19 protein-coding genes are annotated in these 23,990 nt (G+C 44.6%); 6 read left to right on the plus strand and 13 right to left on the minus strand.

Features of this window, described 5'->3' with window-relative positions:
* Window positions 1–127 precede the first annotated feature (127 nt).
* Window positions 128–2,350: a TonB-dependent siderophore receptor gene (locus tag R7F07_RS15395; RefSeq protein ID WP_171342980.1), complete on the plus strand. Its 2,223-nt coding sequence runs from the start codon at window positions 128–130 to the stop codon at window positions 2,348–2,350.
* A 42-nt stretch (window positions 2,351–2,392) separates the two neighbouring features.
* Here the strand turns inward: R7F07_RS15395 and R7F07_RS15400 are convergent, their stop codons facing one another.
* The 6 genes from R7F07_RS15400 to R7F07_RS15425 all read right to left on the minus strand — a co-directional run bounded on the left by R7F07_RS15400 (window position 2,393) and on the right by R7F07_RS15425 (window position 10,325).
* On the minus strand, window positions 2,393–2,941 hold the full coding sequence (locus R7F07_RS15400) for a hypothetical protein (protein ID WP_005377712.1): 549 nt from the start codon (window positions 2,939–2,941) through the stop codon (window positions 2,393–2,395).
* 251 nt (window positions 2,942–3,192) lie between these two features.
* Complete coding sequence (locus R7F07_RS15405) at window positions 3,193–4,968, minus strand: ABC transporter transmembrane domain-containing protein (RefSeq protein WP_171342979.1); 1,776 nt, start codon at window positions 4,966–4,968, stop codon at window positions 3,193–3,195.
* Between the two features lie 3 nt (window positions 4,969–4,971).
* Window positions 4,972–6,711: an ABC transporter transmembrane domain-containing protein gene (locus R7F07_RS15410; RefSeq protein ID WP_065274505.1), complete on the minus strand. Its 1,740-nt coding sequence runs from the start codon at window positions 6,709–6,711 to the stop codon at window positions 4,972–4,974.
* Window positions 6,712–6,982: 271 nt separating this feature from the next.
* On the minus strand, window positions 6,983–7,474 hold the full coding sequence (locus R7F07_RS15415) for a type II secretion system protein (RefSeq protein ID WP_005377704.1): 492 nt from the start codon (window positions 7,472–7,474) through the stop codon (window positions 6,983–6,985).
* Window positions 7,475–7,677: 203 nt separating this feature from the next.
* On the minus strand, window positions 7,678–9,021 hold the full coding sequence (locus tag R7F07_RS15420) for a sodium/glutamate symporter (protein WP_158159647.1): 1,344 nt from the start codon (window positions 9,019–9,021) through the stop codon (window positions 7,678–7,680).
* Window positions 9,022–9,446: 425 nt separating this feature from the next.
* Entirely contained in the window at window positions 9,447–10,325 is an 879-nt protein-coding gene (locus R7F07_RS15425) for a LysR family transcriptional regulator (protein WP_171342978.1), read from the minus strand.
* A 103-nt stretch (window positions 10,326–10,428) separates the two neighbouring features.
* Here R7F07_RS15425 and R7F07_RS15430 point away from each other — a divergent pair, with 103 nt between their 5' ends.
* Together R7F07_RS15430 and R7F07_RS15435 are read left to right on the plus strand one after the other, a co-directional pair.
* On the plus strand, window positions 10,429–10,716 hold the full coding sequence (locus R7F07_RS15430; RefSeq protein ID WP_039842932.1) for a putative quinol monooxygenase: 288 nt from the start codon (window positions 10,429–10,431) through the stop codon (window positions 10,714–10,716).
* 11 nt (window positions 10,717–10,727) lie between these two features.
* Window positions 10,728–11,705, plus strand: coding sequence for a Gfo/Idh/MocA family protein (locus R7F07_RS15435; protein ID WP_171342977.1), 978 nt, complete (start codon window positions 10,728–10,730; stop codon window positions 11,703–11,705).
* 82 nt (window positions 11,706–11,787) lie between these two features.
* Here the strand turns inward: R7F07_RS15435 and R7F07_RS15440 are convergent, their stop codons facing one another.
* Entirely contained in the window at window positions 11,788–12,474 is a 687-nt protein-coding gene (locus R7F07_RS15440) for a DNA-3-methyladenine glycosylase I (protein WP_005377694.1), read from the minus strand.
* An 86-nt stretch (window positions 12,475–12,560) separates the two neighbouring features.
* Between R7F07_RS15440 and R7F07_RS15445 the strand changes: the two genes are divergently transcribed.
* Window positions 12,561–12,755 carry a hypothetical protein gene (locus R7F07_RS15445; protein WP_005377692.1) on the plus strand — a complete coding sequence of 65 codons (195 nt, stop codon included), beginning with the start codon at window positions 12,561–12,563 and terminating at the stop codon, window positions 12,753–12,755.
* 85 nt (window positions 12,756–12,840) lie between these two features.
* Here the strand turns inward: R7F07_RS15445 and R7F07_RS15450 are convergent, their stop codons facing one another.
* Genes R7F07_RS15450 through R7F07_RS15460 form a run of 3 tightly spaced genes read right to left on the minus strand, consistent with a single transcriptional unit; the run spans window position 12,841 to window position 18,318 of the window.
* The gene (locus tag R7F07_RS15450) at window positions 12,841–15,666 is read right to left on the minus strand and encodes an Hsp70 family protein (RefSeq protein WP_171342976.1); all 2,826 of its coding nucleotides are present in this window, start codon (window positions 15,664–15,666) and stop codon (window positions 12,841–12,843) included.
* Between the two features lie 55 nt (window positions 15,667–15,721).
* The gene (locus tag R7F07_RS15455) at window positions 15,722–17,686 is read right to left on the minus strand and encodes an Hsp70 family protein (RefSeq protein ID WP_171342975.1); all 1,965 of its coding nucleotides are present in this window, start codon (window positions 17,684–17,686) and stop codon (window positions 15,722–15,724) included.
* The gene (locus R7F07_RS15460; protein WP_005389474.1) at window positions 17,686–18,318 is read right to left on the minus strand and encodes a DUF2760 domain-containing protein; all 633 of its coding nucleotides are present in this window, start codon (window positions 18,316–18,318) and stop codon (window positions 17,686–17,688) included. Before R7F07_RS15460 ends, R7F07_RS15455 begins: the two co-directional genes overlap by 1 nt.
* Window positions 18,319–18,609: 291 nt before the next feature.
* Here R7F07_RS15460 and R7F07_RS15465 point away from each other — a divergent pair, with 291 nt between their 5' ends.
* Window positions 18,610–20,151, plus strand: a complete 1,542-nt coding sequence (locus R7F07_RS15465; RefSeq protein WP_005377686.1) for a sensor domain-containing diguanylate cyclase — start codon at window positions 18,610–18,612, stop codon at window positions 20,149–20,151.
* A gap of 83 nt (window positions 20,152–20,234) precedes the next feature.
* The gene (locus R7F07_RS15470) at window positions 20,235–20,765 is read left to right on the plus strand and encodes a 3'-5' exonuclease (protein ID WP_005377684.1); all 531 of its coding nucleotides are present in this window, start codon (window positions 20,235–20,237) and stop codon (window positions 20,763–20,765) included.
* 240 nt (window positions 20,766–21,005) lie between these two features.
* On the opposite strand, the gene R7F07_RS15475 is transcribed toward R7F07_RS15470, so the two are convergent.
* The 3 genes from R7F07_RS15475 to R7F07_RS15485 form a co-directional block, all read right to left on the minus strand.
* Window positions 21,006–21,446 (minus strand): TerB family tellurite resistance protein, encoded by a 441-nt coding sequence (locus R7F07_RS15475; RefSeq protein WP_017820644.1) that lies wholly within the window; start codon window positions 21,444–21,446, stop codon window positions 21,006–21,008.
* A 189-nt stretch (window positions 21,447–21,635) separates the two neighbouring features.
* Window positions 21,636–23,576 carry an alkaline phosphatase D family protein gene (locus R7F07_RS15480; RefSeq protein WP_171342974.1) on the minus strand — a complete coding sequence of 647 codons (1,941 nt, stop codon included), beginning with the start codon at window positions 23,574–23,576 and terminating at the stop codon, window positions 21,636–21,638.
* Window positions 23,577–23,585: 9 nt separating this feature from the next.
* Window positions 23,586–23,936, minus strand: coding sequence for a hypothetical protein (locus tag R7F07_RS15485; protein ID WP_017634942.1), 351 nt, complete (start codon window positions 23,934–23,936; stop codon window positions 23,586–23,588).
* Between the last annotated feature and the right edge of the window lie 54 nt (window positions 23,937–23,990).

Raw genomic sequence — 23,990 nt, forward strand, 5'->3', positions numbered from 1 at the left:
AGTGCTTTATGCAAAACCTCTGGTTTGTCTTTTACGGAAACAACTGGCGATGCCGTAACTCGCTTTTCTTTCAGCGGTCGCTGAAGTCATGAAGGGTTGGTTTGGCTGCCGACAAAAAGGAGAGAATATGACTCGGCAGTTTATGCTGACACCAACGTCGATGGCGGTTGTATTAGCTGTATCAACGCCAAATGTCTTGGCTCAGGAAGATGAAAATATAGTTGTGATTGGACAGCAGCAAGACAGTGCAGTTGGTCCAGATTTTAGTTATCTCGGAGCGAAGAGTCGGGCAGCGACGAAAACTGATATTGCTATCAATGAGACTCCAAGAGCGGTGTCTGTTGTTACGCGAGAGCAAATGGATGATCGTGCCTCTATTAGCATTTCTGACGCACTACAGTACACACCAAGCATTCAAACTAATTATTTCGGCGAAGATAACAAGCAAGATTGGTTTATTATTCGTGGTTTTAAACAAGCGAACAGCGGGTTGTATCAAGATGGTACCCGTTTATATTCTTCTGGCTTCTATAGTTGGCAAATAGATCCGTTTGCGTTAGAGAGGGTTGAAGTTTTACGTGGTGCAGCGTCTGTTCTTTATGGGCAAAACCCTCCAGGTGGGGTTATCAATGTTGTCAGTAAGCGACCTCAATTTGATGGGGGGTCAGGACTTGTATCTTTGGAGTACGGTTCTGAAGACCGTAAACAACTTTCTCTTGACGTAAACTCTGAGGTGAGTGAGCAGTTAGCTTTCCGCTTTCAAGGGTTAGCGAGAAAAAATGGGACGAGAATTAGTGGGGTAGAAGCAGAGCGCATTCTTCTCTCTCCATCGATGACGTACAAATTTAATGAGACGTCTGAAATTACCTTTCTAACGAGCTATCAAAAAGACGACTCAGATCCTTATCTGCAATTTTTGCCAGTTGAAGGAACGTTAACGCCAAACAAAAATGGAAAGATCAGTGATAGTTTAGCGATAGGCAATCCTAACTGGGAGACGTTTGAGCGTGACCAGGTGTCTTTAGGCTATGAGTTTTCTCATGCATTTAATGATACCACTTCATTTGTTCAAGCAGCTCGTTACAGCGAAATGGATGTTAAGCTAAGACAAATGTATTCGTACGTTTACTCGGCTGACGTGCCTGCGTTGGGGCCGGCTTTGGACCCATCAAATGAACGCAAAACCATACTTCGGGGTGCTTCAACAGAAGATGGGTCATCTGATGCTTTTAATATCGATAATCGTTTGATGCACCAAGTAAATTGGGGAAGTGTTGAGCATAACTTGATGTTGGGCATAGATTTTCAAATGATCAGTATCGATGGTAAAGATTTTGCCAATGACCCTATCGTTGCTAATGGTAATGCATTATTAAACACACCAATGGGAGCTTTGCCCGATCCTAGGTTTAATGTATTTAATCCTACTTATTCGGATAACATAATGTTACTCGATCCGAATATGCTACAACCATTGAGCGAAACCGATAAGCAAAGAACGAAAATCGATAATCAGCAGCTCGGCGTCTACTTTCAAGATCATATGCTGATCAACGATAAATGGGCGATGTTATTGGGGGCACGTTACGACGATACAAGTAATGAAGTACATAATGTTACCACGGGTGCTCGCACGAAAGTCGATAATGGAGAGTGGACGTTTAGCGTGGGAACGGCTTATATTTCTGATTCTGGCTTCACGCCATACTTTAGTTACTCTCAGTACTTTGATCCAATTATTCAAGAAGACAGCAATGGTAAGCCAGCGAAGCCTGAAAGCGGTGATCAATTTGAAATCGGTATGAAATACCAACCGGATTCATTTGATGGTTATTTCAATATTGCAACGTATCGGGCAACAAAAGAAAACTTGGCTCGTATCTACTTGAGTGAATTAACGCAAATAGGAAAAATAGAAAATAACGGCGTTGAGTTTGAAGCTGTAGCTAATGTGACACCATCCTTAACATTGATCGGGAACATTGCGTACGTTGATGCAGAGATAAAAGAAGACATCAATAAGGCATGGGTTGGCAAAACACCTTCCCAAGTGGCGAATACCGTATCATCAGCTTGGGCACATTATCGTTTCTTTGATGGACCTCTTGATGGCTTTGCTGTTGGCTTAGGCGCGCGCTATACAGGTGAGTCATACGGAGACAATGAAGAGAGACTAAAAGTACCAAGTTATTTCTTAATGGATGCGACGGTCAGTTATCGAATCGGCGATTACAAGTTACAAGTCGCAGCTAAAAACATCGCGGATAAAAAGTACATAGCGACATGTGATGGCTTTTGTTGGTATGGCGACCGACAAAATGTTATTGCAAGTTTAACTTACGACTGGTGAGTTAACGTATAAATAAACACCCCTAACTTTAGGGGTGTTTATTTAGAAATCGGCTTTACGGACAAAGTGCGGGTTTTTGTACTTTTTCTGCGGACCAAACGATGATACGACAAGTTTGTTCCATAATGTTTTGTCAAACTCACCCTTTGGAATCGAAGGGTAGAGGGTTTCCTCTTCTTCTCTTGCAAAGTTCATATATTGTTTCTTTTTAATTTGATTGTACTTTTTGGCGATCTGGTTATGTTTTCTTACCCACTCCAGCTTGTAATTGTGGAGCACTTTTTCACCATCTTCGAGACTCATTCGAGATAGGAACAGTCGCTTGTATGAGACCTTTCTGTCCAGCATTGTGCGCATAACGGTTTGGATATATTTACCGTGATGCGTAATGGTAATGTCGTTTTCATCAATAGGAGTGACACACCAGCCTTTAGGTAAAAAGTCTGGCTTCTTAAATTGCTTATTACGCTCCATTAGCGCCTGATGTAAAACTAAATCAGAGGTGCCGCGGAACGTCTTTTGCCATTTACCGATACGAATTTGAATCGAACCAGGCAAGCGATAGATGTTAGTAAACTTATCTTTGTCCATGGACTTGTGTCATGAGATTAATGTGCATAATTAGAAAGCGGAATTCGGCCCAATGCCACAGGCAGTAGACTTAAGTACCGTACGATTTTACAACGACCTTGCGTGATATAGCGAGGGGTTATGTCAATAATAGGTAAGAAATAGAAAATTAGTTTACATTATGAAGAAATTGGAAGCTAACAAGGCTAAATTTTGAAGTTACACCAATTATGCCCATACCAACTAAATAAAAAGAAGGCACGGGCATAAAATCACACCGCTTCTTCGAGTTGCTTGGTGTCTTCTTCAATCTGTTGTAGATGTCGGTTTGCTTGCTGTAACTGATACATTTGAGCATAACGACCATTTTGCGTTAAGAGTGCTTTGTGTGTGCCTTTCTCGACTAACTCCCCATGATGAAGAACAATGATTTGGTCTGCATCTAGGATAGTTGAAAGCCGATGAGCAATAACAACGAGCGTCATGTCTTGTCTGAGTACCGCCAAGCTCTTTTGGATTAAAGCCTCTGTTCCTGAGTCAATATTTGCGGTTGCTTCATCTAATATCAATATCTTAGGTTTTACCACGAGCACACGTGCTAACGCCAAAAGCTGTTTCTGACCCGCAGATAAATTAGTTTCGCCTTGACCTAACTGCGTGTCTAGCCCGTTAGGGTAACGATGAATTTGTTCTGCCAAACCTACCTTGTCTAACGCATCCCATATTTGATTGTCATCAACCGCCCGACTGAGAGAGATGTTTTCTCTGACTGAAGCAGGGAGAATATGTGGATCTTGTTGAACCATTGCCACATCTTTGCGAAGTACGTCTTTCCCTAATGTTTTAAGTGGACGACCATCTATGAGCAGTTCACCACATTGAGTTGGATAAAAGCCCATTAACAGTGACGCTAATGTGCTTTTACCGCTTCCTGTATGCCCGACAAGCGCGATAAAGTCTTGGTGGTTGGCCTTCAACGAAATGTCTTTTAGGACGTCCTGTTTACCATCGTAGCTAAATGTGAGGTCTTTAAGTTCGATAGCACCTGACCTTAATGGTTGATGATCGCCCCCGTAAGTTTGTTCTTTCGCATCAATCAATTCAAAAACACGTTCGCTTGATACTAACGCCTGCTGAAGTAGAGCAAGTTGCTGAGTCATCTCAATTAGTGGTTCAGTAACTCGCGCAAGATAACTGATAAATGCATACAGTACCCCCACACCAATCAACTCAATACCATTAAAACCAAAGATCGCAACCAAGCAAAGCAACGCAAGACCAGCGAGTAAGTCCATTAATGGTCTTAGCAGATAGCCGTTTAGCCGAATCACTCGTTTAGATGCCACCAGATGCTCTGCGGTTAGCTCGTTGAACTGTTTATTAAAACGCTCTTCTTGTTGCATTAATTGGATGACACTCATCCCTTGAATGGATTCACTCAGATTCGCATTTATATCGGTCAATAGGTCACGCATCTTTCGGTAGCTTTCTGTACTTAGCTGCTTAAACAAGTACATAAAGCCGATGACGATCGGCAGCAATACAAGCACAACGAGTGTGAGCTTCCAACTCATGAAAAACATAACGCCAAGCATTACGACAATCATGACCACGTTTTTCACCACGGTCGCGATCAAAAGCTCATAAAATTGCTGTAAAGATTCCGTATCGTTGGTGATTCGCGACACCAATTTTCCAGCAGGAGTGTAATCAAACGCAGATAACGGCTGCTTAATCACGCCAGAAAATACTTGCTTACGAATCGCTTTGATCGTGTTAGCCGCGACAATGCTAAATTGCAATGACTGAAAATACTGGAATGTTGCCGATACGATCTGAAGAGCGATATAACCTACTGCTAGCGAAATCAGAACATTTTGTGAATAGTCACCTTTAGCGATGTGCTCATCAATGAAATATTGAATCAACCAAGGGCCGCCGGCGCTAGCTAACGCTGCAATAAACAGCAAGGCGAGTCCTTTAGTCATTGGCTTTGGTTGAGATAATGGGTAAGACATTAACCGTTTAAACGTGCTGGTCTGGTTCATTCATTATTCCTCCATCGCCTGTTCTAGTTTTTGGTACTCGAACATTTCGGCGTACCATCCCTGATGCGCTAATAAAGCGCTATGTTGCCCACGTTCAGTAATGTGGCCGTGATTCAAGACAATGATCTCGTCTGCTGCTTCCAATGCGGTGAGGCGGTGTGCAATAACGATTAGGGCTTGATCACGGTAGTGTGTTTCCAAATTCTTAAGGATTTGATGTTCGGTCCGTCCATCAACAGCGGAAAGTGCATCGTCCAAAACCAACACTTGGGCATTCAGCAGCATAGCGCGTGCTATCGCAATACGTTGTTTTTGCCCGCCGGAGAGTGTAATGCCTTTTTCACCAACTTCTGTTTGGTAGCCTTCAGGAAACTTCTCAATATCGTCATGTATACAGGCTAACTTTGCTGCTCTATAGACTTCTTCTTTCTCTGCATTAGGGTTGCCTAAGGCAATATTGTCGAAGATAGATTTGGAGAATAGAAACGGACTTTGGTTAACGACAGCAAAGCGGTTTCGCCACTGTGGAAGTAGGGCATCCTTGATCTCGACATCACCGAATTTAATTGAGCCGTTTTCTAAATCATGTTGACGTAAAAGTAGTGTTAACAGGGTCGATTTTCCGCTTCCTACAGGCCCTGCAACTCCCAACATTTTTCCGGGTTCAAGTTCGATGTTTACTTCCGTCAAAGCGGGCGGTAAATCACTAGACCAGTGGAAATCGTCGATATCAATTTTTAACGGAAGTGGTTTATTTTCTATTGGCTTATTACCACTGATAATTTCTGGCTTTTCATCAAAGATCTCTTGTAGTCGGTTCCATGCAGCTGAGCCTCTTTCTAAAATGTTAAATAGGAATGCGAATGCCAGCATCGGCCATATCATCAACCCTAAATACATCGTAAATGCGGTCAGATCACCAAGCGTGATCTCACCTTTATCAACAAGGTAAGCACCAGCAGCGACACTAAGAAGGAAAGAAAGACCGATGGTTAACTGAATTGCCGGGTCAAATCTAGCATCGACTCTTGCAACAGCGATGTTCTTTTCGCCAGTATCATCCACAACCTCTTCAAAACGTTGCTGCTCTTGGTTTTCTAATCCGAAAGCACGCAGCATTCGCACGCCATTAAGTGACTCTTGTGTCATGTCTGACATGGTAGAAAAGGCTTCCTGAGCGACACGAAAGCGTTGATGTAGGATGCGCACAATAAAGAAGATGATGATGGCAAGAAATGGCATTGGAAGAAGCGCCATTACGGTGAGCTTCCAGCTTACTTGCGTTACCATAATGATTAAAACCGCAATACCAGTGATCAAAGAGTCTGCGGCGGTTAAAACCCCTTCGCCGGCTGTCATAACGATATTACGCACATCATTAGTGCCACGAGCCATCAGATCCCCCGTCTTGTAACGTTCAAAAAAACGAGGTGGCTGTGTCGATAAATGCCTATATAGACGGTTACGTAGAATGGTCCCGAGCTCCCAGCTTGCGCCGAAAAGCCAAATTCGCCATAAGATGCGACACCCATAAATGGTAAAGATCAGTACAGTTAACCCTGAGAGCCATAGAATCAGCGTATTTGTATCTAAAGTGTTGTCTACGACGCCGTCAACTATGATGCCAACTGCTTTGGGCGGAACAAGCTGTAGTGCTGATATCACAGCGAAAAGCAGAATGGATCCGACATAGTGCCTCCACTTTTGTTGGAAATACCAACGTAGCTGCCAGAATATTCTCATTACGCCTCCCGCTTTAAATTATTGAATTTGTTATAGAACTATTATTGAGCGAAATGATGAGTTTACAAGCACAAGTTATAGGCGGGTTTAAAAACGATAGATTGTTTCAATTATAGCCATGTGTCGGCGCAAATTACTGGTTTTATCTCTATGAGCTAACTGTGCGACGACATTATGTGAAATAGTTGTTAATGGTTGTTTTGGAGCCATTACCTTGCAATAACGATGAAGACACCAAAAGTAAAAGTGTTACTGCCACTCTATATGGGAATTAGCAATCGTCAGTTTGTATTTTGTATTTCACTTGGCCACCAGGAGTTTCTGGGTAGTAAACTTCGACATAACACATATGTTCTGGACCAACAGGCTTGTTTGCAAAACCAATAAGGAAGTAGGGCTCGTCTGGGCTATCTACCCCATACCAAGTGTTAATAGTGAGTTGCGGATCAAAGCCTGCTAGCTCTTTTGCTGGAATAACATTTTTGATAAATCCAAAGTAACCAATTAGGTCGTTATGGCCGTCATTATCTAGATCAATGTTATATTGTATGCCGCCATCTACTGTCTCTTGAGATTGAATCACTGCTTTGGTGTAGACAAAGTTGTTGGCGGTCATGAGTGCTTCTCTGGCTCCATATAGAACCGCCACTCTGGCATCTTTTTGTAAGCCAAGAAATTTAGGAAATGCAACGACGCTTACAATACCAAGAATGATGATGCACACAATGAGTTCAATAAGAGTAAATCCTTGAGAGCGACGCACAGCCTTTCTCCATGTTTAGAAACGAATAGGCGGCTATTCTGATATAGAAACTTTCAGGTCAAGTATTAAAAAAGAATGATAATAAGAGATCGGGATTGCAAATCTCAAATATAAAACAAGTTGCTTATTTTCGAGGTGGGGAGTGATTTTGAGAAAAACCAAGGAATGAACTCGAGAGGATAAAATCCTCCCGAGTAAAGCGACTAAGATTCGTGTGTCAGAGCACTGCTGTTACGTTTAAAAATGAATCGCCAAATAAATAAGACAATTGCGATGTAACCTAATCCTACACCAAGCGCTTGCCAGTGCATGCCGTTATACATCGCGATTGGCATCAAAGAGATGATGAAGATGTCAGTGATTGAGCCAGGGACATAAGCGATGGCGTAATCATCAAGCACCTTGCTACGCATTTTTGGATCAACAATACGAAGCAACGCAATACCCATGGCAACCGTACCGGTTAACCAACCCCAAGAGAAAATGCCTTTCTCGAACCAATCTTCTCCCATGATACGTGGGGCAACCCAGAAGATTAGCCATAGTGTGAAGGCGATACCGCCGATTGCAAGCACTACCATCGGCATTAAATACTGGGCTAGGACGGTAATCTTGATGGCTGAGATACCAAAGATAATCAAATAATCGGTACTGATGCCCGCAGCGTGTTTGAATGCACCGTCACAAAGATAGCGTGAAGCTTTCGTTTGTTTCGCGACGATTCGCACGAGCATGCCGCCAAGGAAGCCAGTTACGAACGTAGGGATTTGTACCTTATCGTGGAAAGAAGATAAGTAGTTAGCCGCTACATACGAGAAAGCTGTTACCACTACAACCAACGCCGCGTGAATCGCAAAAGAATCAACCGACAGGGAAGACATGGTGTCTTTCATTACCGGCTCTTGATCATCAGGCTTAACGAGCCCCTTGCGTTCGTGTTCATCCATGCTATCGAATGTCGTAAAGCTACGAATCCAACCCATCTTCAATGCGAATTGCAGCATGAGCATGCCGACAGAAATTGAAATGAAAATACCCACGGTTGCGAACGTTAAGCCAAGTGTGAAGCCATCTTCCCAGCCAAGCCCCGTGAAGATTTCACCAACAACAGAGGCAGACCCGTGACCACCCATAAAGCCCGCAGACATTGTCACACCAAAGCCGGGATTAATCTCTGGCCAGAAGAAGGTTGTGAGAACTAGACCAAACATTGCCGCAAACAACCACTGAGAAACAGAAGCGATTTGGTTAAACGCCCACAATGAGCCAGCACGCTGCGCGACGGTTTTAGGTGATGGAACATCCGTTGCCAGACCTAACGCAGAAAAAAGTGCAGCAGTTAATAGGCTTGCGTTAGCGGTAAACGTATCGGTCCAAGGCAGTACGTCTAACAGGGCTGGTCCAAAAATTAGACCGAATAATCCTGCGAGAACCGCCGATGGAATGTACATACGCTGTAGTAATGGCGCGTGAACGCGAATGACTTTTGCCAAAATCAATAGTAAGCCAGCGATGGCTAAGTCAGTCAGCATTAGACCTTTAGGCATCTTATCCTCCAGTAAATGCAGTCAAGGGGTAGCGTCCTTGTGACCTACCTTGAATAAAAATCTCTCTCAAGCCAAAAAGTCACATACGTGACTAAAAGCGTTGAGAAATCAATGTCGTTTTCATAAGCAAAGGAATGTGCTTATGCAATTTGAAATGAGTGTAAATGTTGTGATTGCACACGAACAGGAAGAGAAATTAGATTAAATTTCTCGATATTTTTTTGATAGTTCACTCAGGAAAGGCGGCAATCCTAGTCACTTTGTCAGAGCAATGCAATTGGTGTGAATCAATAAATTATGCCTAGTTATGGGTGTCTCTGACTAACAACATGAAAAATAAAGACAATTAACAAGCAATAATATTTGTCATATCGACAATAAAAGTTAATTAAATGGTTAAATTGTCGCCGCTTTATGGGGTGACGTTATGGATTCACATGAGAAAGAATAAAATCGACCAAGGTACGGTTTTTAAGGGAAAGCTGTTTTGAACGGTAAAGCAGGTGGATCGGTTTTGGCTTGGGAGCATGTTGCTGGAGAATTTCTACCAAGGCACCAGATTGGATTTTCTGCTCAACTAAGATCTTTGGTTGCAGAAGAACACCAGAGCCTTTTAACGCGGCAAACTTAAGTACATCGCCATTATTAGACGTTAATCGGGTGTTGCTGTTTCCAAAGGTATTAGATGGCATGTTCACCACTTGTTGGCTTTCTCCTTGGTGATACTGAAACCCCAAACAATGATGGTGTTCAAGGTCATCAAGCGATTGGATAGGGGCATGTTGCTCAAGGTAAGAGGGTGAGGCGCAGTAAGTCATGTGGTATTCACCCAATTTTCTCGCGACTAACGACGAATCGACCAATTCACCGATTCGAATAATCACGTCAGCTTCGCTTCGATATGGGTCAATCAAATTGTTATCCAACATCAGCTCAACGTTCAAATCGGGAAATTCAGCTAAGAAGTCAGCTACGATGGGGGCGATGACCTTTTTGCCATACGTGACAGGGCAGTTAACTTTTACTGTTCCGGTTGGACGGTTAATCAGCGTCTGGATTAGGTTCTCTGCGTTGGTGATGTCTTCAATAATGCGGTGGCATTCTTGATAGTAGAGTCTGCCAGCTTCGGTTAAGGACTGTTTACGCGTGGTGCGATGAATCAGCTGTGTACCTAAGCTTTGCTCAAGAAAGCTCACGTGCTTGCCAACCATAGTCGGTGAAATATCAAAGTGGTGTGCAGCATTACGAAAGCTGCCGTGTTCGACCACGTAAGCGAAAACTTTCATGCTTGTTAATTTATCCATTGCACACCCAGAGTTGATAAAGAAATAACTAAAGCAGAGTTTATCAATCAAATGAGGTTAATTACAGTGGGCGTATGATTAAGAATGGAGAAAGAGATCCATCATGAGCGAGACGATTTTTGTTACCGCCGAACTGAAAATGAATGCCGATAAGCCAAGACAACAAGTGGTTGAAGCCATTGAACAATTTTGCCTTGATATGCAAAGCGAAGCGGGGTGCTTGCAAGCGAATGCGACCTACGATTCTAAAGATCCACAACGTGTGATTCTTTGGGAGCGATATGAAAACCGCACCGCGATTGAAGCGCATTTTGCTATGCCGCATACACAAGCGTTCATTGCAGCTGAAATGGCAGAGTTAGTCCAAGCATTCGAAACCCAAGCTCAATAGGAGACGTGAACATGAAATGGGGCATTTTAGGCACAAGCTTTATCTCAGGTGTCATGGCTGAGGCAATCCAAGGCGATGACAAGAGTGAACTGTACGCGGTTGCTGGGCGTTCGGAGCAGAACTTAAAGACATTCGCTGAGCAATATGGCATCGAGAATACGTTCAACGATTACGATGCGTTGATTGCCGATGAGCAAGTCGACATTATTTACATCGCATTGCCAAATCACCTTCATCATGACTTTATCGTCAAAGCGGCTGAGCAGGGCAAAGCGATTCTGTGTGAAAAGTCGCTTTCTGTCGATATGGAAAAAACCGAGCTGGCACTTCAAGCAGTAGAAGCACACAAGGTGTTCTTTGCTGAAGGCTTAATGTATTTACATCACCCGTTGATCAGCGAGTTGGTTTCGGTGCTTGAATCGGGAGAGATTGGTGAACTTCGCTCCATCCACACGTCTTATATTGCGTCGATTGCGCAGTTTGTTAATCCAGACAGCAAAGGTGCTTTGTATAACTTAGGTTGCTACCCAATGTCATTAGTGCATTTGGTGGTGAAAACCATGTTGGGTGAACAAGCCGTTGGAAACCGCTCTATGACGGCGATTGGTCGACGAGGTAACGATGGGAATATCTGTGAATCGAGTTTGATGATGCAATTCGGTGAGCAACAAACGGCGAGCGTACACACCGCCGAAGATCATGGATTGAAACACCAATTCACCATTCTGGGTAGCAAAGGCTGTATTACGTTAGATTCAAACCCATGGCTACCAACGCAAGACAACCAGTTTAGTGTGGAAATTTACGAGACGTCGAAGCGCGAGGTGTCTGTATCGGCAGCTGGAGACGCTTTCTTCTATCAAGTGCGCAATATTCGCCAAGCGGTTGAAGCAGGGCGTACATCGTTAGAGAACCCTTGTGCAACATGGGAAGACTCTCACCGTATTATGCAGCTACTGACTGAGTGGGAATCACTGGCTTCAAAGTAAGTCTGTACTTGAACCAATGAACATAAAAACGGCGCACTAAATCCAATATTTGGTGCGCCGTTTTGTTTTGGGCCAGTCTCTGTTAAATGCGATTATCGCCGGTGCTGAACGCAATGATTTGGCTGATTTCAGACAGGCTTCTGCCACTTTCTTGCTGCCATTGAACAAACGCTTTGTTGGTTGCATCGAGCGATTTTTTCGTATCTTTGCCACCTTCAATGATCTTGCAATTACGCAGGTAAGCTTCAACGTCGCTAGACAAGATGAAGGTATCAACGCCCATTTGGCGAAGTGTGTAAGGACCGGTATTGCCCCCTAGGCGATTACCGCGTTTCTTCAAATACGCCCACAGGTCGGTGATTTTCTCTTGCGGCCAATCGGCAACCATTTTGCCAAACGAGCCATATTCGATTTTTGCTTCGTGGATCATACGTGCGTTGGCAGGAATCGACATGACTTTAGTGAGGTGGCGAATGATGCGTTTGTCGGTTGCTTTGGTTTCCCATTGCTCGTCTGACAGCATCAACAGCGGCTCAATCTTAAATCCGAAGAACACTTCTTCGAAGTTCGGCCACTTGTTGCGAACCACGCTCCACGAAATCCCACTTTGGAATACCTTCATTGAAAAAGCAGCCAGCCAACGGTCGTCGGGAATCGCTGCCAGCTCTTCTTTGCTTAGTGGATGAGATAAAAGCGCTTCAAGTTGATCTTCACCACCTTTACGCTCGGCAGCGCGCTGATAAATCGCGTCAAATTTTTCGATACTCATAAAAGAAGTTAGTCCTAGTTTATGTCGATATTTGCGAAACATACTACGCTTAAGTGGCTGAATCGCAAATTGATGGAGTGTCACAAATGAAGAAGGTCACATTAACGTTTGTCGGAGAAGGTTCGGATCGTATTGCAGAAAAATTCTATGCGTGGATGACGGACGGTGGGTTAGAAGACAGCATGATTGAGAATTTATCTGACCGTGAAATCTCAGTTGTCGGCATCAGTGATATGGATAATGAAACGCGTGATGTGGTAATCAATACGGAAATGAACTAACGAGTCGACTATCGTCAGCAAGCAGAATCAGATAAAACAAAGCCCTTCACTCGAAGGGCTTTGTTGCGTTTATAAGCATGGGAGCTTAGTTGTTTACCAGCGTCAGACCGCTTGGCAGTGCATCACCGAAGATACGCTTCGATTCGCTCTCAGATAACTCTTTGACTTCTTCAACCAGTGATATCCAAGATTCAGGCACCTTGCTTTGCTTCAACTTAGCCAGCACTTGCTCACGGTAGTCGTCAGAGATATCGAATAGGCGGTCGCCCGTCTTACGACAAATCATTACGGCTGCGAACGCGATCATTGGTTCTTTCTGCCAGTTTTGTTCCAGTAATTTAGGTAGCCACTGTTCCGCTTGTTCACGAGGAATGACGTTGTGCTGGCTGCCATAAAGTGGCGTTCGCGATGCCAAGCGTCCCAATGCCCACCAGTGCGCTTGTTCAAACTGGTTTTGGTTGATGGCTTTGCTCAAGAACCACGTTGCCAATAGAACTTTGTCTTCGACTTCTAGGTGTTCAAGCGACGCCGCCAATCGAACCATGGATTCATAACCCATGTCTTGTGCCGCTTTAGCTGACTGTGGGTTTTTCATCGCGCCAGGGTGTAGGTATTTCGCGATGTCTGCCAAAATGGTTTCTTGTTGTTCTTGGCTTAGACCGCCCGCGATACGTCGCCAGAATACCCACCAGTCTGTCCAGCCTTGATGGTTTTTGAACTGAATATTTTGTTGATACAGTCCCCAAACTTGCTCAATACGCCAAGAGTCTGTTGGATCGCCAAAGCCCGGACGCAGTGCAAAGCCAGCCAAACGAAGCCAGTTTTTCTCGTGCTGTTCAGAACGACGGCGACGCTTACGACCTTGTGCAAAAGTATCGAAAAGTTGACGGAGTGTGGTGAAGTCCCATTCGTCACGTTTGCCGAGCTTCTTCTCAAGGTCTTTGGCTAAGGTTTTGATCTCTTTGCCTTCTGCGCTTTTCTTGTTACCGCTGTAAAGGCGAGCGATCAGCTCCTTACATTCGTTCAACTTAGGGTGAAGTTTAACTTGTTCACTGTCGTCGGTTTGCTTGTTACGAACTTCGAATTCCAGCTCCCAACGTTTGCTGTCATCTTCTGCGCTGACACATTCCATCTTAAGCGTGCCGACTTCAGTCAACTGACACGCCAGTTGTACTTCTACACGCTCTTTCTGGTTGGCTTGCAGTTCAGCGCCTTCACCTTCAAGGGTAGTGATATAAGGTGGAAGAGGAGCAAACAAGTCAGGATCGACGTCCACCATCACACCGTTTTGAATAACGGTGTTATTGGTTAAGGTGTCGTGTGTAGAAGTCAGCAGGTTAAAGCGAACAGGTTCACCTAGGGTAAGCGAGAAACGACGACCACTTAAGCGGATCTCGTGTCCTTCTTCTGTACCTTTTGCAAGCAAACAGAGCGCTTTGCCCATCTTGTTCTTCTCTTGAAGGTGCAAGAAGTAAGAACGCGCCGCACCGCCACCAATTTTTAGCTGTGCTCCACGACGTGCTTTACCAAATGCAACAGCACCTAGTGCAACAGACCAATCTGGATGTGGGTTGTCTAATACCGTAACCGGAGCACCGCGCCAATCGGACAGTAGGGTAGTCACTCGCTCAGTCACAAGTTCACTATTGAACACACCACCGTTGAGTAGCAAACCTACCGGAATGGCATTTTGTTTGTCGTCTTCAATGCGAAGAGCGGCACGAGCAACTTGTTGGTGCTGAGTTAAGAACTCGGCTACGTGCTTGCTCACCGCTGGGTCAGCAACGTATGGAAGACCAAACTCGACAACCGCGCTGCGGCGTTTGTCCGGCACTTCACTGAAATCAGAAAGCGGGAAGAAGCCATCTAAAGCGATTTGGTGCACTTCTTGTTTGCTCAGCCCAATACTCTTTGTTCCGCCAAGAAGTTTTGAGCCGCTGCCCAGCATGGTGATTTTTACTTCTTCAGGTGCACTCGCTGAAAGCAGGTTTTCTTTCGCTTTACGCGTTTGCTGAATCAACTTAGTCAGGCTTGCGGCAGTGAGCTTCTTACTTTGTTCCCCTTTATTTTGAGAAAGGCGGCTCTCCGCAAGGTGCGCTAATGCTAAGTCGAGGTTATCACCACCAAGCATCAAGTGCTCGCCAACACCAATACGATCAAGGGCTAGTTCATCTTGAGAAGAGAAACTTGCTTCAATCAAGCTCAAGTCGGTAGTACCACCGCCCACATCACACACCAGAATCAGCGGCAACTCTTTGAGTTCATCAGCTGCGGTTTGCTGGTGGCGTGCGTACCAGTCGTAACATACGGCTTGTGGCTCTTCGAGCAGGACGATTTTCTTTAAACCAGCCAGCTGTGCAGCTTCAAGCGTGAGTTTACGAGCGGTTTCATCGAACGACGCTGGAACGGTCACAACCACATTTTGGTCTTCTATCTTATTGCTAGGGTGACGGTAGTTCCATGCTTGACGAATGTGGTTGAGGTAGCTTGCGCTGGCAATAACGGGTGAGACTTTATCTACGTCTTGCGCGCCCGCCCAAGGAAGAATGTCTGAACTACGATCCACTGCTTGGTGCGATAGCCAGCTTTTAGCACTGGATACTTGACGTCCTTCCACCTTAGCGCCTAATTCACGAGCCCATTCACCCACGATCACATTACTAATGTCGCCAGATACAGGTTCGTTTTCCCAAGGAAGTGTTAGGTCAGAAGGGGAGATTTGACCAACCGCTGGGTGATAGCGGAAAGAGGGCAACAATGGCTTACGAACCACTTCACCCGGACCAATCAATTGGTCGATGTCGAATAGGGATACTTCGGATTGTTCAAGGTTGTCGGTAATTTCACAATACGCCACCACAGTGTTTGTGGTGCCAAGGTCAATACCAACAAGAAAACGAGGAGATGCCATACAAACCTTCGTGTATTTAAAAACGGCACCCGATTGGATGCCGTTTGATTTCTATTTATTCTTCTTCGTTTGAGTTGCTTTTCGCGTCTTCGCGCACATCGAACTCAACATGCCATTTTTGACCGTTATCAGCGGCAATGGCTTCTAAGTAAAGCGTACCAAGCTCAGTGACGCGAGAGGCTAGGGTTACTGGAACCACTTCGCCTTCACGACGACCTTCAGATACAGGCAGCGTTACTTGGATCTCTGGAAGCTCTTCAAGCTCTTCTGGTGCCCAGTAGTCTAGGTGAGTACCTGCTAGGTCATCACGACGAACCGTTGAGCCAAAGAATTGGAAGTTAACCGGCTGACCGATGATCAAACCAAACTCTTGGCTTGGTACGTCAACGCTGGAACCTTCTTCCATACCAAATGGTGCAACGCAAAGTGCTTCCATTGGAGGCGCGATGCCAGGAATCGCAGGCATCGCACTTTCGATACCCACGTAGTACGCCGAAGCAATACCACCACGGATACGAACGCCTTGACCACGACGTACAGAGCCGTAGTAAGCCGCACCGCTAGCAACTGCAAGGTCTAGATCCACACCTGTTAGGCGTTTTGCCATTTCAGCATCTGCTTCAATTAGCCACTCGTTGATCGTGTCTTCTAGACGAGTTGCTAGAAGTTTCGATTTCAGAACACCACCGTTGAATAGGATTGCGGTGGGCTTGATGAAGTCAGCTGATTGCGCTGTATCAGTACCTAGCATACCCGGCATGTTAGCGAATGGGTTGAAATCTTGAGTTGCTTCTGTGCCACCATTTCCTGAGGTAGAAAGGGCATTAGCTTGTTTAGACAGGAACGCAGCGATGTGACGAGTAATGCCTGCATCTTGTGCGTAAGGTAGACCCATTTGCGTTAGTGCACCACGGTTACGTTGAACAGGATGGTCCGTAATCGCAACTTGAGGGAAGAAACCGTCAACCAGTGTTTGCTGTACTTCTTCTTGAGTCAGTTCTGTTTTCAACGTTGCGCCAAGCAGTTTAGAACCGCGGCTTGGTACTACGATTGGCACTGACTGAAGCTCGCTGTCGTTCAATAGTGCTTCTTTCGCGTCACGACATGCGTGCGTCATTGCCTGAACTTGCCATGGCTGTAGCTCTTTGCCTTCTTGCGCTAGCTTCATCTTCAAGCGGTACGCAAGTGCAAGGTCCATGTTGTCACCGCCAAGTAGGATGTGTTCACCTACCGCGATACGGTTCAGAGTTAGGTTACCGCCGTCTTCAGTGACTTCCACCAAAGAAAGGTCAGTGGTACCACCACCGATATCGACCACAAGTACGATGTCGCCAACTTCAACTTGGTCGCGCCATTTGTCGTTGCTGTTATCGATCCAGTTGTAAAGCGCAGCTTGTGGCTCTTCTAGAAGCGTTAGGTGCACAAAACCAACGTTGCGTGCTGCTTCTGCAGTTAGGTCTCGAGCAGCAGGATCAAAAGAAGCAGGAACCGTAATAGTCACGTCTTGATCGGCAAGGTTGTGATTTGGATTCGCGTGATTCCAAGCGTCTTTTAGGTGTTCTAGGTAAAGTTCTGTCGCGCGAAGAGGGGATATTTTTTCCACTTCTTCTGGGCTACCTGCTGGTAGGAATGCATCACGACGGTTCACACCTGAGTGACAAAGCCAAGATTTCGCACTGGCAACAAGACGAATTGGCGTTTTCGAACCTAGGTTACGTGCAATCGCACCAACCAGAGCTTTTGGCTCGCTCGACCACGGAAGAACGCGTGATTGCGGGTTCATTTCGTGTTCGTGTGGTTGGTAAAGGAAAGAGCCTAATTGGCTACGAGTCTCTACCGTACCCGGCGCAGTTAACTGCGGGATTGGCATCACTTCAACGCGAGCGTCTTCGTTGTGTGTATCAACAAAAGACATGACACAGTGTGTTGTACCTAAGTCGATACCAACACTGAATTTAGGTGTCTGTTGAGTTTCAACAGACGCTTCTTGAGAATGGTTTTCTTGGTTCATGTGTTCCATTACAGCTCAACCTCAGCTGGAGCGATCACAGAAGCATCGTAGTTCTCAGCCAGTTTAGGCAACGTCATTGATGTTGCTTTCCAGCCTTTGTGAACTAGCGTGCCGTTGAATGGCGCGCTGCCTGTTACGTTGCCAGTTAGGCGGATTTCTTGTGGGTTGAAGCCTTCTTCAACCGTAATGCGAGTTTCTTCGTCTTCGTTACGAACGTGCGCTAGCGTCACGTAGTCGTTCAGTACTTTCTGACCGCCAGTGTGGATTACGCGAGCGGCTGCGCCTACTTCTTCATCAGAGAATGACGTTAGGTCTTCTTTTAGGAAGTCAATCAGGCGAGCTTCTTGTTGCATGATAGAAAGCAGCTGCATTGCAGAGTCCGTTGACGCGGTTGCAAGTTTTGATTCAACTTCCACCACTTTTTCGACGACTTTCTCTACTTCCACTACTTTTTCTACTTCAACGATCTTCTCAACTGGTTTCTCAACCTCGACGATTTTCTCGACTGGTTTTTCTACCACTTTCTCGACCACTTTTGATTTGCGCGACACTGCAACTAGAAGAAGCAAAACGCTCGATGCGGTTAGGCCAGCGTGAAGCATATCGAACGTTTGAGGAATTAGGTTCAAATCAATGTTCATGACGTTTTTTCTCTTTCTATTGATTTATTGGTGCTCAGTATTGGCTCATATTTGTTCACTAAAACGATCGTCTTTGCGATCTTGCACCAAGTTTAGACATTAAAATGATGACGGATGGTAGCATATTCAAGGCTTAAGGCTGTAATAATTCGTGACTATACCGTACGAACAGCGTGAAAAATCGACGATCAGACTCCCCAATATAGGTTGTTGCTTGATGTTTGTGCATTGCTAACGCAGTATTTCAATAGATCCCGAAGTTTAACTTACGGAAGTATCAAAAATTACGATATGACACAAAGCACCGCTCATAAGAGCTTTATAAAACGACATTCAGACTCTATTTTAGCTTTTTTGGCGACTTTATGTGTCACTGCTGGTGTAGTAGGTGCTGCTTATACAATGCAGCAACGGTATACACAGACGACGTTTGATACTTTAGCCGACCGACAAGCAGAATCACTTAAAGCAAACGTCGAGAATGATCTAAAGTTCATTGGTGCGGGCGCAAACTTTTTCCATTCGATTGAGCGAAGCTATTGGCCATCGTTTCCGATGTATGCGGAACAAGTGATTAACAGCTCGCGAAGTCTCATTGGACTTCAATGGATGCAAAAGGTCGAATTTGAAGATCTTGATGAACATATTTTAAAGACCCGTCAAAAATTTCCAAACTTCCAACCGTTTACCGTTCCTAAAGATGGTCCCAAAACCTACGGGTACATTTTTGAACACAATGAGCCAATTTTCATCGCGTCGGATATCTACCCAAGAACACCGGAAAACCTTTCTCTATTGGGTTTCTATTTTTCGCGCAAACGCTTCGATTTAATCTTGGATGATATTTCCGAAAATGGGCGAGCGAATGTCTCGGATAAAGTTCGCTTACTGCAAGATGGTTATGACAAGTCCATACCTAAGACTGGGTTGTTGGTGTTCCATCCAGTGTTCGACTTCGAGAACAAATATTTATTAGGAGTAGTGACCGGTGTTATCCGAAGTACGGTTTACTTTGAGGATTTGATTACGAAAACCGCGACGGAGCTCGATATGTCGGTGCGCGTAGAAGATTTGGGATTCGACGCAGCAGATGACCCTGTTCTCTTTCAAAGTGCGAGCTGGGACAACATTCGAGGAACGGTTATAAGCCGGACCATTCAACTGCCTAACCGTGAATGGCGTATTGACTTTAAGCTTTCTGACGCAGTCTCAGCTTGGGAACGTTCTATTTTAGCGGGCACGACACTAGCCGGATTGGTAATCGCCTTTTTGATCAGTTGGATTGTGAATTTACAGTCTCGAGAAAAAGAGCGCTTAGCGGTCATGTTGGAGCTCAAAACCGTTGAATTAAAAAGAATGGCAGAGCGAGACCCTCTAACTCAACTACTTAATCGCCGAGCATTCAACGATCATTTGCTCAATCAGATAAACAAAGGTGTTAACTTTGCCTTGGTTGGTTTTGATATCGACCATTTCAAAGTAATTAATGACAAGCACGGCCATTTAGGTGGAGATGAAGCGTTACAACATGTCACTAAGCTGGTCAGTGCTAATTTAAAACCGGGAGATAAGTTTTACCGCGCTGGTGGTGACGAGTTTTGTATTATTTCTAAAGTCATTGATAGAGCAGTGCTAGAAGCTTACCTAGAAAAGTTACGGAGTGTTGTGGCAAGTACGGCTTTTGATTATGGTGATGCGTCAATCATCTGTACGTTGAGTATCGGTGCGGTTATCCATAAAGAAGAAGATCCTGAGAGCTTGTATCACAAAATGGACAGTCAACTCTATTTGAGTAAAAAAAACGGCCGTAATAATGTGTCGATCGGCGATTAAATGGGCGCACAAATTCGAGTTTTACGCCGTGTTACGATAGAATCGCACGCTTTAAATTTTTATGTTAGGAACCAAGGCAAACTATGAACCATAACCGTATTGTATGCTTCGATTTAGAAATGTGTTGCTGGAACGAAAATGGCGTCGGCAGCACGGGTGAAATTATCGAAGTGGGGTTAGCTGAAATAGATTTGTCTAAAGGTGAGATAGTCAAGCGTGCTCAATACTACGTGAAACCAGAACACGATGAAGTGTCTCTGTTTTGCGCTGAGTTAACGGGCATCACACCACGTAAGATTGAAAAACAAGGACGCCCACTAGAAGAAGTGCTTAAATCTATGGTTAAGAACTTCGGTGGTCGCAACAAAATCTTTGCATCTTGGGGGCGAGATGACCTCATTCTTCTAGAAGAGTGTAAGCAAAAAGGTATTGAAGCACCATTCACAGAGTTCATCAACTTAGCGACACTCTACCGTATTCAAAATCGTCTTAAGGATAAGCGTATTGGTCACCGAGCAGCTCAAGAAGCAAAAGGCATTGATTGGGAAGGGCGCCAACATTCTGGTTATGTGGATGCGTACAACTTAGCTAAGCTTGCTTTGACCATGTTTTAGTTATTCGAACCTAGCTAGCTTGTAATTAAATAATCATCCAACCATTGTTGTTTTGTCATGCAGTCTGTTTAGTGTGGAAAGAGCTAAACACATACCTTGACCAGTATTTTAATAACAATGTCGTTGGCTTATTGAAAAACGCGCAGAGTGCGCGTTTTTTATGGCTACAGAAGCGATATCTGTTGTCATTCTAGGGGTAGCTTAGAGTTAGCCAGCGACTTATATACTCATCTCGTCACTTTACTGAGACTGTAACTTCGCTCGAATGAACTCGCTGTGATCAACATAGAGTAGCTCTGCTGTTTTACGGATCACCGCGTCTTCTAGCGGGTCAATTTCGCCGTCTGCATAAGCGACTTCCCACATGCTTTTGATTAAGTTGTAACGAGTTTCTTGAGTCAGTTCTCTTAGTTGAGAGGTAAAGTCGTACAGCGAAGCGGAATCTTTTATTTTCTGTTGCGCTTGCTCTAACAAAGTATTTGATTCTTCTTCATTTAACGAAAGCAGTTTCATCAATAAAGAGCGCTTTGTTTCTTGTTCTCTATCATCGACACTATGGTCTGCGCCAGAAACTTCACAAAGCAAACACGCGATAGCCATGTTAGGGGAAAGTGTGTTGGTTTGGCTTAAATCAGAGCCATCAATGAGTTGTTTAAATAATGATGTGAGAGAATTAAACATAATGAACACCGAGCTATTGTTTATTTGGTTAACATGGTAATAAATACGGAAGATCTCAAGGTGCGATACCAAATTTAGCACGCCGTTGACATTTAAGCATGGCCACTTTCTCACCAAAAAACCTAAACTCCTGAGTTAGTTCAAGGTGACTGGCCTCTTACAAAGGGCAAGTCATTTGGGGATTGATACTCAGCTTTCAGCACGTGTCGGTGGAAAATGAACTTCGTCACCATCACTCGTCAGAATACTAATTTGAATTGGTTTGCCTTCATCATCAAGGCGTAGCTCACCAATGGCACTATGGTTAACCAAGCGATAAAAGTTGTGCGTACTTGGTGCGCGTTTGTAAATCTTGAGTCGTTTACGTTTTGTGAACCAGTTTAAAGGTGAGCGAGGGCTGTATAGCAGTCTATCTAGGCCATCACAAATATTGAGCAGTTGTGTAGGGAACTGATTTTTAATTCCACTACAGGTGATTTGATAGATATTCGGACTGTTTTTTCGATAGCGGAGCTTAATATCGTATGCAAAAGAGTAGTGTACGTCGCCAGAGAGAATAACAAAGTTAGTTGGTGTCTTTGTGTGTGTGAAAATACTAATAAGAGTATTCGCACTTCCGGGGTGAGCCATCCAGTTTTCAGCATCAACCATCAATGGTTTACCAAGCATGGTCACTACACGTTGTAGTGCTTCGATAAATTTCACACCAAACATTGGCGCGGCAGAAACAATAACAACTTTGTCTTGGTGCACGAGCTCTTGGTGGAACTCAATCATCGCTTCCCAGTCCATTAAGCCAGAAGGTTTGTTCATTTTAGACTCAGAACGCCAGCGTCTGGTTCGTGTATCTAGCACGACAACTTTTGGTGTCGTAGGAATGGTGTAGTGCCAATTCTCAAAGCGATACAAATATTGAATAAATGCATCTTGGGTTTGCGAGGTTCGCTCATCGATAAAGCGTTGAGCGAGGCTCATAAATTCATCATTGAATTTTTCTGGCGCATTTCCCCAACCTTGGCAAAGCCAGTAAGCAATCAAGCTATTACCGATAATGCGTTTTGCAAACGTGTTGCTGTATGCGGCTTGTTCCCAGCCTATGGTGAGATTCCAATCGTCGGTGACATCGTGATCATCAAAAATCATATAGGTTGGAATGTGAGCGAGTAAGCGTTGAACCTTGTCCAGACCTGCGACGAATTTATCAATTTGTTTTTTTTCTTCGCGCCATTGCTGCTGCCATTTGGGTTCAAGAACTTCTCCGCCGACAGTAAATTCGTTTTCTAATAAACGATCCGTTCGAACAAGCTTCCACAAGGTCGGAGACCAAACCAATAAGTACATTGCAAAGCACTCAGCAAAGCTTATTAGGTGATTCTCACACTCTTTGGCGCTGAATATTGGTGTCCCTCGGTGTGGAAAAAACTTACTTAGTAAACTGTCATCACTCACATAATGAGGCAACAATTTATCTCGACCATAATAGCAAGCAGGGTGTTGGTAGAGGTCATTGGTATTTTTTATCGGAGCTTGATCGAATTCTTCGCCTGGCAAACCCAATAAAGCTATGACTTGCTCAATGGCATCGAGAGTGGGGCCTGCAACATGGTCTGCATAGATTTGATCACCACTCATGATGAGCATATCCGGTCTTTCTTCAATGGATTGAGACGCGATTTTATGATCCGCAGCGACCAATGTATCATCACTGAAGTGATGGGGATTACGGCAAGAGCCATGTAGGAGATAATCCGCTTTTTCACTAACGAGGAACTCAATACCCAAGTTTGGCGTATTATCTCGCTCATAAGTCAGGTGAGGGAGCAGTTCCGTCACTAATCCATATTGCGTTTTTATTTGATAGCGTAACGCTTGATGGGTTGGAAACTCGCCTTCTAATTTAAGTAAGCAACACCACGCATTGAGGCCGATTTGAAGCTGTTCTTTTTGTTCACTTAAAGGGGCTTGATAAAGGATGGAGGCATTTTCATCCGTAATTTGCACCATACCCTCCAAGCGTTGGGTGGTGACTAGCCAAATATTGATTTCAGTTGCGGTCACTTTACGTAGGATCGGACCTGCAACGACAAGAGGAAGTGAAGAAATTTCAGTCGTGTTCATCAATGCTGGCAAAACGGCTCCTTATGTGTCAGCTTCTTCTTCTAATATTTCGATAACTTGCGAGCTACTAAGTTCATGTCCCATAAGGAACAAACCAAGCATCGCATCGGCTTTTGACGCGTTATTACTGTCTTCATCCAAAATTTGCTGAAGCCGAGTTCTAATTAGGTCGATTTCGTGTTCGACGAAGCCACGCCCTTCTTCGTCACCTTGACCATCTTCTGGTGCATTATCAAAGTGCAAAAACAACATGTCACCATCGAGTTGAGTCCCTATCAACCTCTCTGGCAGCCATGCTTCTCCCATCACAATGTCTGGGTCTGTGTCTGCGGGTAAATGATTCAAGGTAGAGATGAGTTCTGATGCTTTCACTTTTTACTTCATTATGTTTGATTTAGAACTAAGCTAGAGTTTAAGCGCTTGTTG

The organism is Vibrio sp. YT-16, assembly GCF_033337405.1.
GTDB classification, from domain to species: domain Bacteria; phylum Pseudomonadota; class Gammaproteobacteria; order Enterobacterales; family Vibrionaceae; genus Vibrio; species Vibrio alginolyticus.